Annotated in this window: 11 protein-coding genes; 10 read left to right on the top strand and 1 reads right to left on the bottom strand. The window is 40.3% G+C overall.

The genetic code is table 11. From position 1 onward, the window contains the following. Nucleotides 1–2 precede the first annotated feature (2 nt). The 9 genes from nuoF (at nucleotide 3) to KK060_RS03120 (ending at nucleotide 10,396) form a co-directional block, all read left to right on the top strand. On the top strand, nucleotides 3–1,361 hold the full coding sequence (gene nuoF, locus KK060_RS03160) for an NADH-quinone oxidoreductase subunit NuoF (protein WP_254152070.1): 1,359 nt from the start codon (nucleotides 3–5) through the stop codon (nucleotides 1,359–1,361). Nucleotides 1,362–1,502: 141 nt separating this feature from the next. Beyond that, nucleotides 1,503–2,507 carry an NADH-quinone oxidoreductase subunit G gene (locus KK060_RS03155; RefSeq protein WP_254152069.1) on the top strand — a complete coding sequence of 335 codons (1,005 nt, stop codon included), beginning with the start codon at nucleotides 1,503–1,505 and terminating at the stop codon, nucleotides 2,505–2,507. Then, the gene (gene nuoH, locus KK060_RS03150; RefSeq protein ID WP_254152067.1) at nucleotides 2,504–3,544 is read left to right on the top strand and encodes an NADH-quinone oxidoreductase subunit NuoH; all 1,041 of its coding nucleotides are present in this window, start codon (nucleotides 2,504–2,506) and stop codon (nucleotides 3,542–3,544) included. The genes KK060_RS03155 and nuoH overlap by 4 nt, the downstream gene beginning before the upstream one ends. Nucleotides 3,545–3,564: 20 nt before the next feature. Continuing rightward, nucleotides 3,565–4,134 (top strand): NuoI/complex I 23 kDa subunit family protein, encoded by a 570-nt coding sequence (locus KK060_RS03145; RefSeq protein ID WP_254152066.1) that lies wholly within the window; start codon nucleotides 3,565–3,567, stop codon nucleotides 4,132–4,134. Nucleotides 4,135–4,552: 418 nt separating this feature from the next. After that, on the top strand, nucleotides 4,553–5,083 hold the full coding sequence (locus KK060_RS03140) for an NADH-quinone oxidoreductase subunit J family protein (protein WP_254152174.1): 531 nt from the start codon (nucleotides 4,553–4,555) through the stop codon (nucleotides 5,081–5,083). Next, nucleotides 5,076–5,408 carry an NADH-quinone oxidoreductase subunit NuoK gene (gene nuoK, locus KK060_RS03135; protein ID WP_254152064.1) on the top strand — a complete coding sequence of 111 codons (333 nt, stop codon included), beginning with the start codon at nucleotides 5,076–5,078 and terminating at the stop codon, nucleotides 5,406–5,408. Before KK060_RS03140 ends, nuoK begins: the two co-directional genes overlap by 8 nt. Continuing rightward, a complete protein-coding gene (gene nuoL, locus KK060_RS03130) occupies nucleotides 5,402–7,306 on the top strand; it encodes an NADH-quinone oxidoreductase subunit L (RefSeq protein ID WP_254152062.1) in 1,905 nt (634 codons plus the stop codon). Before nuoK ends, nuoL begins: the two co-directional genes overlap by 7 nt. 74 nt (nucleotides 7,307–7,380) lie before the next feature. Continuing rightward, a complete protein-coding gene (locus KK060_RS03125; RefSeq protein ID WP_254152061.1) occupies nucleotides 7,381–8,856 on the top strand; it encodes a complex I subunit 4 family protein in 1,476 nt (491 codons plus the stop codon). A gap of 163 nt (nucleotides 8,857–9,019) precedes the next feature. Beyond that, complete coding sequence (locus tag KK060_RS03120) at nucleotides 9,020–10,396, top strand: NADH-quinone oxidoreductase subunit N (protein ID WP_254152059.1); 1,377 nt, start codon at nucleotides 9,020–9,022, stop codon at nucleotides 10,394–10,396. 54 nt (nucleotides 10,397–10,450) lie between these two features. Here the strand turns inward: KK060_RS03120 and KK060_RS03115 are convergent, their stop codons facing one another. Then, nucleotides 10,451–10,879, bottom strand: a complete 429-nt coding sequence (locus KK060_RS03115) for a response regulator (protein ID WP_254152058.1) — start codon at nucleotides 10,877–10,879, stop codon at nucleotides 10,451–10,453. Nucleotides 10,880–11,057: 178 nt separating this feature from the next. Between KK060_RS03115 and KK060_RS03110 the strand changes: the two genes are divergently transcribed. After that, on the top strand, nucleotides 11,058–11,735 hold the full coding sequence (locus tag KK060_RS03110; RefSeq protein WP_254152056.1) for a LuxR C-terminal-related transcriptional regulator: 678 nt from the start codon (nucleotides 11,058–11,060) through the stop codon (nucleotides 11,733–11,735). The last annotated feature ends 20 nt before the right edge of the window (nucleotides 11,736–11,755 follow it).

Genomic DNA, 11,755 nt, shown 5'->3' with positions numbered 1-11,755 from the left:
CAATGGGAAGGAAATTATTATTAAAAGACATTAACGTACCAGGCATTAAGTCTTTCGAGGTATACCGGAAGATGGGCGGTTATGCTTCAGTAGAAAAAGCGCTGAAGACTATGACGCCGGATTCAGTCATGGAAGAAGTTAAGAAATCAGGCTTACGCGGTCGCGGAGGTGCAGGTTTCCCTACTGGCATGAAATGGAGCTTCCTCGATAGAAAATCAGATAAACCTCGCTACCTCATTTGCAATGCAGATGAAAGTGAGCCCGGTACTTTCAAAGACCGTTTCTTAATGGAATATCTTCCTCACGCCCTGATTGAGGGTATGATCGTATCAAGTTTTGCGCTTGGTGCTAACACCTCATATATCTACATGCGTGGTGAGTTCCGTTGGATCTTCCCTATTCTTGAAAAAGCGATTGAAGAAGCCCGCGCAGCTGGCTTCCTCGGCAACAATATGTTAGGCACTGATTACTCCCTTGAACTCTATGTTCATTCCGGAGGAGGTGCTTACATCTGCGGTGAAGAAACTGCCCAGATCGAATCTCTTGAAGGAAAAAGAGGTAATCCAAGAAATAAACCTCCGTTCCCTGCTGTAGTCGGCCTTTACGGATGCCCTACTGTGGTCAATAACGTTGAATCAATTGCTACCGTACCACACATTTTAAACATGGGTGGCGATGAGTACGCAAAAATCGGTATAGGGAAGAGTACTGGTACTAAACTTATTTCAGCATCTGGTCATATCAACAAACCTGGTGTTTATGAAATTGAATTAGGATTACCCGTAGAAGAGTTTATTTACTCGGATGAATACTGTGGCGGTATCTGGAAAGGAAGAAAGATGAAAGCTTGCGTGCCTGGCGGTTCTTCTGTTCCTATTCTTCCTACCGAACTCATGTTGAAAACCGCTAAAGGCGAGCCCAGGTTAATGAGTTATGAATCGCTTTCAGATGGTGGTTTTGCAACAGGCTCTATGCTAGGTTCCGGAGGATTTATTGTGTTTGATGAAACTGCTTGTATTGTTCGTAATACATGGACATACGCCAGATTCTACCATCACGAATCATGCGGGCAGTGCAGTCCGTGCAGAGAAGGAACAGGCTGGATGGAGAAAGTACTTCATCGTATTGAAACGGGTCACGGAAAAATGAGCGACATTGATCTTCTTGTTGATGTTGCGAAGAAAATAGAAGGAAATACAATTTGTCCTTTAGGTGATGCTGCTGCATGGCCAGTAGCCGCGGCAGTACGTCACTTCAGGGAAGAGTTTGAGTATCATGTGCGTTACCCTGAAAAAGTAAAAGATCCTAAGCATTTTGAAAAAGAACCATTTGTCTCAGAAAAGAAAGCAGTAGCTGCGTAGCAGGATAGTGGATGCCAGTTCTCTAAATGTTGGTAGACACTCAATGGTGATTGCATTGCCAGCATCAAGAATCCAGAATCGAGCATTGCTTACGATTTGATGAAATAGATATTAACGAATTGCCAAATAGACGAAAGAAGAATGGCCAAAGTAACAATAGACGGAATAGAGATTGAAGTAGCGGATGGAACAACCATCCTTCAGGCTGCCAGACAAATCGGGGGAGAAATTGTACCTCCTGCGATGTGCTACTATTCCACGTTAAAAAATAGCGGAGGTAAATGTCGTGCATGTCTTGTAAAAGTTGCAGCGGGTTCTGCTAAAGATCCAAGACCAATGCCAAAGCTAGTGCCTTCATGCATTACCACAGTTCAGGATGGCATGGTGGTAGAGAACATTACCAACCCAACCGTCTTAGAAACACGTAAAGGCGTTGTAGAATTCCTGCTGCTGAATCACCCATTGGATTGCCCTATCTGCGATCAGGCTGGTGAATGTGATCTTCAGAACTTTGCGTATAATCATGGCGTATCTAAAACACGCTATGAGGAAGAGCGAAGAACCTTTGAGCAACATGATATAGGAGATAAGATTAAGCTGCACATGAATCGTTGCATTCTTTGCTACCGATGCACGTATGTAGCTGATCAGCTGACAGACAACCGTGTACACGGTGTTTTAAATCGCGGCGATCATGCGGAGATCAGCACCTATATTGAGAAAGCAATAGACAACGAATTCTCGGGAAACATGATTGATGTTTGTCCTGTAGGTGCACTTACAGACAAGACATTCCGCTTCAAACAAAGAGTATGGTTTACAAAACCACTTGATGCCCATAGAGATTGCCCTAAATGTTCTGGTAAAGTTGTTCTTTGGACAAAAGGAAATGATGTATTACGTGTTACAGCGCGTAAAGATCAATATAATGAAGTAAAAGAATTTATCTGTAATGAATGCCGCTACGATCATAAAGATATGAACGATTGGGTTATTGAAGGCCCTCGTCATATTGAACGTGGCTCTGTAATCTCTCAAAATCATTACGAAAAGATTGACCTGGTAAAATTAAAGGCTGATGTAGAACGTCAGCTCAAGTTTCAGGAAGGAAAAAGATTAAACGAAGCTAATAATACACCTGCATGAGCACTTTTTTAATCTATAAGTTAGCACTTGTTCTCGCAGTGTTTGGAATCACCCTTCTGGTGGCCATGTATTCAACCTACCTAGAAAGAAAGGTAGCTGCATTCATGCAGGATCGTGTTGGTCCGGACAGAGCAGGTCCTTTCGGAATTCTTCAACCATTGGCTGATGGTGTGAAGATGTTTATGAAGGAAGAGATTATTCCCAATGTATCTAACAAGTTTCTATTTATTGTAGGGCCCTGTATTGCCATGATCACAGCTATTATGGCTGGGGTTGTAATCCCTTGGGGAAATACGATTACTATTGGTGGAGAGACCTACACCCTACAGATTGCTGATATTAATATTGGTATTCTCTATGTTTTCGGAGTTGTGTCAATCGGCGTTTATGGTATTATGATCGGCGGCTGGGCGTCCAATAATAAGTACTCTTTATTAGGTGCCATTCGTGCTTCCGCCCAGATGATTAGCTATGAATTAGCTATGGGGTTATCCATTATAGCGCTCATTATGCTAACAGGCACCTTATCGCTACGAGAAATTGCTTTAATGCAAGGTGGCGGCGTTGGAAGTGATTGGAACATGTGGAATGTGGTGTATCAGCCTGTAGGATTTCTAATGTTCATTATCTGCGCTTTTGCAGAATGTAACCGTATGCCATTCGATTTACCTGAATCAGAGACTGAACTTGTAGGTGGCTACCATACGGAGTATAGCAGTATGAAGCTTGGCTTCTACCTCTTTGCAGAGTATATAAACATGTTTACATCTTCTGCACTAATGGCTACGCTTTACTTCGGTGGGTTCAATTTCCCATTCCAAAATGACCTGGGATTAGATCCTAACCTTGTTACAATACTAGGAACAGTAGCTTTCTTTTTAAAGATAGGCTTCTTCATCTTCTTCTTCATGTGGGTACGTTGGACTTTACCTCGTTTCCGATATGATCAGCTGATGAACCTGGGCTGGAAAATTTTAATTCCTCTGGCAATCGCCAATGTTGCGATCACAGGACTAGTGAAGATATTAGTTAAATAAAAATATAAAGGAGATTTGCTATGCAATCCTTATCGGGAAGATCAAAAGTTGTTGTAAAGAAAGAGATGACGCTGGCGGAGCGTATGTACCTCCCAGCGATTCTCGGTGGTGTAATGATTACCCTTCGTCACTTTTTCAAGAGAAAGACAACTATAAAATATCCGGAAAAGAAAAGAGAGTTTAGTGCTATCTGGCGCGGACATCACGTATTAAAGCGTGATGAAAAAGGTGCGGAGCGCTGTACGGCGTGCGGACTTTGTGCTGTATCCTGCCCTGCAGAAGCAATTACCATGACTTCCGGCGAACGTAAGAAAGGTGAAGAACATCTATACAGGGAAGAGAAATACGCAGTTACCTATGAAATTAACATGCTTCGCTGCATCTTCTGCGGACTTTGTGAAGAAGCTTGTCCTAAAGAAGCGATTTTCTTAACAGACAGACTTGTCTCTACAGATTACGGCAGAGATGGCTTTATCTATGGAAAAGATAAACTGGTAGAGCCTGTTGATAAAAGAATTGATGTAACAAAAAGGCAAACTCCTGCTGTTCTTGAATTCAAGAAACACAAAGAGTTTAGTCATAATAAATAGTAGGCAGTAGGCAAAGAGCAGTTGCCAGTTCATTTTCTGGCGCCTGTGATCATGATAATTGTTCTTTTTTAAGTTTCGTGCTTAAAAAAGTCAATTGTCAATAGTAGATAGTCGAGAGTACATTACTAATGACTAATGACCGTTGACTGATGACGAGTGACTCTGATAAGATTTGATGAATTTGAGTTGCAAGAGAAGTGAACTAGTCAAAGTGAATCCGATGACCAGTGACTAATGATCAATGCCCCTTCAAAAGCCAGATGAGCTTTGAAGTGTAAGAAAAATGAATTAGATAAATAAGGGACTTTAAGTCCGAAGTGCCATATTTGCGGCACAAAACGTAATACTAAACAACTTAAGTATCGTGACTTTATACGCATTTTACTTCCTCTCCTTCCTGGCTGTGCTGAGTGCACTGATGGTTGTGTTTTCGAGGAACCCGATTTACAGTGTATTGTACCTTGTAATCACGTTCTTTTGTGTAGCGTGCCACTATCTACTGCTTAACGCACAATTCCTGGCTGCAGTTCACATCATTGTTTACGCCGGAGCAATTATGGTACTTTTTCTCTATGTGATTATGCTTCTTAACTTGAATCAGGAGACGGAGTCTCAGAAAAGTAACATACTCAAATTTGCTGCAGTAATTTCATCAGGATTACTAATGGTTGTAATTATTGGCGCCTTACGAGGAGTTGAAACAGGTGTTATCGAGCTAGGCAGCAATAGCAAGATCGGTCTTGTAAAGAACTTAGGAAACCTGTTATTCAATGAGTTTCTTTTGCCTTTTGAAATTGTGTCTCTGCTTTTATTAACAGCGATGGTAGGTGCAGTAATGCTCGGAAAAAATCATATGCGTAGAGCACAGCAAATTGCTAAAAACAGAAATGGGAAATTCGCCGATTCGGCAACTAATAATATTAAAGTAAAAGAGCTTACCAATGAATAATGCTGTTAGTGCGGCCATACAAGGCGTGCCGTTAAATTATTATATCTGGCTTAGCACAGCACTTTTTGTAATCGGGGTGCTTGGTGTTCTCTACAGAAGAAATATCATCATCATATTCATGTGCATTGAATTAATGCTCAATGCAGTAAACCTGTTACTTGTAGCATTTTCCGCGCATCATGGTGATGGCGCAGGGCAAGTCTTCGTATTCTTTATTATGGCAGTGGCTGCGGCAGAAGTTGCTGTTGGGCTTGCCATCCTGATCGTGATTTATAATAACACCCGCTCTACTGATATTAAAGTATTGAATAAACTGAAATGGTAATGGACAACTTGATAGGTTTAATTCCGCTTTCTCCCCTTCTTGGTTTTCTGATCATTGGTTTATTCAACAGATATTTATCTAAAGGATTGGTGTCAGTAATAGCCTGTGCCTCTGTGCTCATTTCATTCATTCTTTCAATTCTTGTATTTCTCCAATTGGAAGAGGGTCAGCATGCACTAACACTTACAGCTTTTGACTGGATTACTACAGGTAAACTTTCTGTTTCTTTCTCATTCCTTGTTGACCCTTTGAGTGGGCTGATGATGCTAATCATCACAGGAGTTGGTTTCCTAATTCACCTCTACTCTACAGGGTATATGCACGAGGATGCAGGGTTCAACAGATTTTTTGCGTACCTGAACCTCTTTATCTTCTTCATGCTACTCCTTGTAATGGGAGCAAACTATCTTCTGATGTTCGTTGGCTGGGAAGGCGTAGGTTTATGCTCCTATCTATTGATAGGGTTCTGGTTCAAAAACACGGAGTACAATAACGCTGCTAAAAAAGCTTTTATAATGAACCGCATTGGAGACCTTGGGTTAATCCTTGGCGTCATCCTAATCTTTGTTCATTTCGGAAGTGTTGCCTATGCTGATGTATTTGCTACTGCAGGAAGTTTTACTACTGGCTCAGAAATAATTACCTGGATTACTGTCCTTCTTTTCGTTGGTGCGGTTGGTAAAAGCGCTCAGATACCTTTATATACCTGGCTTCCGGATGCGATGGCAGGTCCTACGCCTGTCTCTGCGTTGATTCACGCAGCAACCATGGTTACTGCTGGTATTTATATGATTGCCAGAAATAACGTTCTTTATTCTCTATCACCGCTTGCACTTGATATTGTAACCATTATCGGTTTGGCTACTGCTTTATTTGCTGCCACCATTGCTATTACTCAAAACGATATTAAAAAAGTACTCGCCTATTCCACCGTTAGCCAATTGGGGTTAATGTTTGTTGCGTTAGGTCTAGGTGCTTACACAACAGGTATCTTTCACATGATGACACATGCTTTCTTTAAGGCATTGTTGTTCTTAGGTGCAGGTAGTGTAATTCATGGAATGAGCGGCGAACAAGATATTCGTAAAATGGGAGGTTTAAGAAAATATCTTCCTGTTACCTTCGCTACTTTTCTTATTGGAACGCTTGCGATTTCTGGTATACCTCCTTTTGCAGGATTTTTCTCAAAAGATGAAATACTTGCAAATGCCTTTGCTCATAACCCATTTGTATACGGAATTGCATTAGTTGCTTCTTTACTCACTGCCTTCTATATGTTCCGTCTTTTCTTCCTGACTTTCTCAGGAGACACAAGAGCATCGCATGAAGTACAACACCACATTCACGAATCCCCAAAGAGCATGACAATTCCTTTGATAGTTCTTGGTATACTTTCAATCATCGGTGGTTTTGTTGGTATTCCTGAAGTACTTGGAGGACATCATGCGTTAAATAACTTCCTCGCTCCTGTATTTGAAAAATCAACTGCAATAGCTCAGCCACATCACCTGGAACATGCTACAGAATTGATGCTTATGGGATTAGTTATCGGATTGACTCTCGTTATGATTGTTGTAGCTTATGTAATGTATGTACGAGGAAAACAAGTACCAGCGAATGATGAGTCAATTGATGGAATACAGAAACTAGTTTATAACAAATATTATATAGATGAACTCTATGCGGCTTTAATCACTAAACCGCTCAATGCTTTATCCAAGGCAATGGATGCTGTTATAGAAAGATTATTTATCGATGGTATCGTGAATGGCGCAGGACGAATTGTAACGTGGGGCGGAAAGACCATTCGTATTGTACAAACTGGTAATACTGGTTTTTACATATTCACAATGGTTATTAGCATCATTATCATTCTTGTTGTAAAGAGTTTAATTTAAAATACTTCGTGTGTAGTAAACAGATGCCCTTTTGTGTGCATCTGTAAATGAAACACAAAGAAAAACAGATAAACATGTTGACTGCTGTATTGATCTTCTGGCCTTTTGTTGCGGCCCTCATTGTGTTAGCACTTAATTCCAATCAGGCAAAGGGTTGGGCTTTAACTGCTTCCTTAATTGAGCTTGTTCTTTCTATTTACGTAGCCTTTCAATTTCAACCTACTGCAGAAGCTCAATTCGAAATAAATACTCCTTGGATAGCTTCTTTGGGTATTAACTTTCATGTAGCGATTGACGGTATCAGCTTATTACTCGTACTGCTCACCACAGTACTTACCCCTTTCATTGTATTATCTTCTTTCAACCATAACTACGAAAAAGCTAACTCCTTTTACAGTCTAATCCTGTTTATGGAGATGGCCCTTGTAGGTGTTTTCGTCGCACTTGACGGCTTCCTGTTTTACATATTCTGGGAAATGGCATTGATACCCATTTATTTCATCTGCCTGCGCTGGGGAGGAATTAACAGAGGTGCTGTTACATTAAAGTTCTTTATCTACACACTTGCAGGAAGTTTAGTAATGCTTCTGGGATTCATTTATCTGTACTATCAAACTCCTGGAAGTCATAGCTTTGATATCAAGGCACTTTATGCTGCGGGACAAAGCCTTTCTGAATTTGATCAACGGATAATATTCTGGGCCATCTTTATTGCTTTCGCAGTAAAAATGCCAGTGTTTCCTTTCCATACATGGCAACCAGATACTTACAATACGGCGCCTACGCAAGGCACTATGCTGCTTTCTGGTATCATGTTAAAGATGGGCATTTATGGCGTTATACGCTGGCTTATCCCTGTAGTACCGGGGGGTGTTGCTATATACGGCAATGTTGCTCTAATAATCTCAGTTATCGGAATTGTATATGCATCCTGCTTAGCAATTGTACAGAAAGATCTGAAAAGGCTTATCGCTTACTCTTCTATTGCGCACGTTGGTCTAATAGCAGCAGGGTTGTTTACGATGAATAAGCTTGGTATGCAGGGTGCAATCATTCAAATGGTGAGTCACGGATTCATTATTGTAGGGTTATTCTATGTTATTGATATCATTATTTCCAGAACAGCTACCCAGGAAATATCAAACCTAGGAGGAATCAGGAATATCGCTCCTGTTTTTACAACTGTATTTGTTATCATCATGCTTGGTAATGTTTCATTGCCGTTGACCAGTGGGTTTGTCGGCGAATTCCTGTTGATTAACTCTGTATTTCAATACAACTACATTATCGGCGCTGTAGCAGGCTTGACAATGATTCTCGGAGCCGTGTACATGCTTAGAAGCTTCCAGCAGACCATGCTGGGAGAAACAAATTCAAACACCAGAGGTTTTATAGATTTAGGTACAACAGAGAAACTAGTTTTATTCCCTATTGTAGCCATTATTATTTTTATCGGAGTTTATCCTGCCCCTCTTTTAAAGATCTCAGAAGCTGCGGTCGATAACCTGTACACGATAATCAGCAGTTACCAAGCTTTAAAAGGCCAATAAGAGATTTGGGTTATTGATTTAATGAGCAGGTAATTTAGGCAAGGAGTAAGCCACGGATAAACGATAAGCACTAAAACTATCTCATCTATCTAACCTAAAAGTATAAGATGAGGTTTATAAGATAAAAAGTATTGCACAGGATGTGCGCTTAATTATAGAAATTATGAACGCTGTATTTGTTCTTTCAGGATTAGGAATTTTTTCATTGATAGCTGAAATATTCAATTTCAGAAGAGCACTATTTCCGATTGTTGTTCTTGGATTAATTGCTTCTGCTGTACTACTTATCCTCGATTGGAATACTGGTCATTCCTACTATAGCAACATGCTTACCTTTGACAATTATGCTGTCGCTTTCAGCACCGGCATCTCTGTCATTGCTTTGTTATGGTTTATGATGTCCAGTGACTATTTCCATAATAACACCCATGTTACTGATCATTTCGCATTGGTGATTTTTGCGTTGGTAGGTGCCGTATTTATGGTTTCTTATAGCAACCTTGCTATGTTATTCCTGGGCATTGAAATACTTTCAGTTGCCTTGTACATTCTAGCGGGAAGTAAAATGAAGGATCTCCTTTCAAACGAAGCTTCCTTCAAATACTTTTTAATGGGTTCATTCGCTACTGGATTCCTGTTGTTTGGTATCGCGCTGATTTATGGCGTTACAGCCTCATTTGATTTGAGTCAGATAGCGCAAAAGATTTTAAGTCCGGAGTCTGAAACAAGCGCCTTACTATATGCTGGCGTTCTTCTAATGATGGTTGGTCTGTTGTTTAAAATCTCAGCAGTTCCTTTTCATTTTTGGGCACCGGATGTTTATGAGGGCTCTCCTACTGTTGTTACAGCGTTTATGTCAACTATCGTAAAGATAGCTGCATTTGCTGCTTTCTTCCGTTTATTTACTACTTGCTTCAGCCCTGTTTCCCCTCAGTGGACTGACGTACTTATTGTCATCACGGTTCTTACATTGGTTGTTAGCAACGTTACCGCTGTTTATCAACATAGCGTTAAGAGAATTCTTGCTTATTCAAGTGTTGCGCATGCCGGTTATATGTTAATTACATTGGTCTCATTAACTGATATCTCATCAGGAGCCATGTTTTATTATGTGCTAGCTTATGCTGTCGCTTCTATTAGTGCATTTGCTGTACTACACAATGTAGCTGGTGAAGGCGACTATGCTATTGTTGATTCCTTCAACGGCTTGGCCAAACGTAATCCTTTTCTCGCTTTTACCATGGCAGTTTCGTTATTATCATTAGCGGGTATTCCTCCCCTTGCTGGCTTCTTTGCCAAGTATTACATTTTTACCGTAGCCTTCCAGGCAGGGCATGTAGGACTTGTCTTACTAGCAATTGTTACGTCATTAATAGGCATCTATTACTATTTCCGTGTAATTATAGCAATGTATTTGAAGTCATCAGATAAAACTGAATCAATTGCAGTTCCGGTACTTAATCAGATTCTCCTTGTTATCTGCCTTATAGTAACAGTGGTACTGGGAATTTTCCCGGATATGCTGATTAATCTGCTTTAACCTGCCTAAAACAGGAAGATTTCTTTTGTAAGACGAAAGAGAAAGACTAGCGGTTTATTCTGCGATAAGGTATTCATCTTTGAATACCTGAGTCAGTATGTTACAAAGCTCGTTAAAAGTACTTGGCTTTGTAAAGAATGCTTTAGCGCCAAGCTCCTTTGCCCGCAACATGTCCTTTTCATTTACAGAGGTAGAGAGAACTATAATGGGGATATAACTGAGTCCGCTATGCGCTTTGATGATTGAAAGGAAATCAAATCCTGTAAGTCCTGGCATATTTAGATCAAGAAGGATGAGGTCAGGCGATATTTCTCCCTCACTTAAAAGATTTAAAGCCTCTGCTGCTGAATCTACTGCGAAATACGGAATACGATTATCTAAAGCATCCAGAGCCATCTTAAATAAAGACAGATCGTCTTCATCATCATCAATGTATAAGACGCTTTGATTTTTGTAGTTGTTTATTTTTTTAGTATCAGGCAAAGAAACCTCCAGGTATAAGCGGCAAGCCTTCAGGTAGGCTTTTTATCTTAGTCAGTAACAAATGTAGTTAGGGGCTTATCAATTAGCTATCCGGGAAATCCCGGATTTTTAGCACTTTTTTATCGATAATATTGTCTGTAATGGAGGCTCCGTATACATTTGCTGCCTTCATAGACCTATGCCTTCAAGAATAAAGGTTTTTCACCTCGAAGATTACACCATCATGAGAGATGGTATTAGATTTCTCCTCTCACAAGACAAAGACATGAACCTGGTAGGAGAAGCACACCAGGGAGAGCAGTTCCTAAAAATAGTTAACACTGTTGATATAGATGTACTGCTTCTCGACATCTATCTTGATTCTATGGAGCACCTGCAAACTATTGACGGATTTGAAATCTGTAAGCGGCTTCAGAAAATTGCTCCTTCAATTAAAGTGATTGCACATTCTGTATATGATGATGCTGATCGTGTAGCGACAATATTCAAGGCTGGTGCGCTTGGCTTTGTATCTAAGAAAGCTGGCTATGCTGAGTTGATCCACGCGATTAAAATTGTACATTCGGGAAAGAAATACATTTGCCAGGAGACATCAAAAAAACTGAAGAACCTTAATCAGTTTCTGGCAGGTTTAGAAGATACGCTTGAAAGTACTGAAGAGTTTTTTTCAAAGAGGGAAAAAGAAGTGTTGGCACTTCTCGCGAGTGGCGCCTCTTCAAGAGAGATCGCTAAAAAGCTTTTTATCACCGAAAAAACAGTAGAGTCGCATCGAAAAAACCTGGTTCAGAAAGCGAAAGTAAAAAACACTGTTGAGCTTATTACTTATGCTTCCCTAAGAGGATTGATTAAAAAATAACCTAAGTTTATCTGGCTATA

The sequence above is a fragment of the Chryseosolibacter indicum genome (assembly GCF_018598585.1).
Lineage (GTDB): Bacteria > Bacteroidota > Bacteroidia > Cytophagales > Cyclobacteriaceae > Chryseosolibacter > Chryseosolibacter indicus.
Note: the sequence above shows the minus strand (reverse complement) of the source record. Positions and strands in the feature narration are given on the sequence as shown.

Bases quoted from the DNA above. Each gene is read 5' to 3' on its own strand.
- KK060_RS03110 (WP_254152056.1), top strand. From the start codon at position 11,058: ATGCCTTCAAGAATAAAGGTTTTTCACCTCGAAGATTACACCATCATG.
- KK060_RS03125 (WP_254152061.1), top strand. From the start codon at position 7,381: ATGTTGACTGCTGTATTGATCTTCTGGCCTTTTGTTGCGGCCCTCATT.
- nuoK (WP_254152064.1), top strand. From the start codon at position 5,076: ATGAATAATGCTGTTAGTGCGGCCATACAAGGCGTGCCGTTAAATTAT.
- nuoH (WP_254152067.1), top strand. From the start codon at position 2,504: ATGAGCACTTTTTTAATCTATAAGTTAGCACTTGTTCTCGCAGTGTTT.
- KK060_RS03120 (WP_254152059.1), top strand. From the start codon at position 9,020: ATGAACGCTGTATTTGTTCTTTCAGGATTAGGAATTTTTTCATTGATA.
- KK060_RS03140 (WP_254152174.1), top strand. From the start codon at position 4,553: ATGGTTGTGTTTTCGAGGAACCCGATTTACAGTGTATTGTACCTTGTA.
- KK060_RS03145 (WP_254152066.1), top strand. From the start codon at position 3,565: ATGCAATCCTTATCGGGAAGATCAAAAGTTGTTGTAAAGAAAGAGATG.
- KK060_RS03155 (WP_254152069.1), top strand. From the start codon at position 1,503: ATGGCCAAAGTAACAATAGACGGAATAGAGATTGAAGTAGCGGATGGA.
- nuoL (WP_254152062.1), top strand. From the start codon at position 5,402: ATGGTAATGGACAACTTGATAGGTTTAATTCCGCTTTCTCCCCTTCTT.
- nuoF (WP_254152070.1), top strand. From the start codon at position 3: ATGGGAAGGAAATTATTATTAAAAGACATTAACGTACCAGGCATTAAG.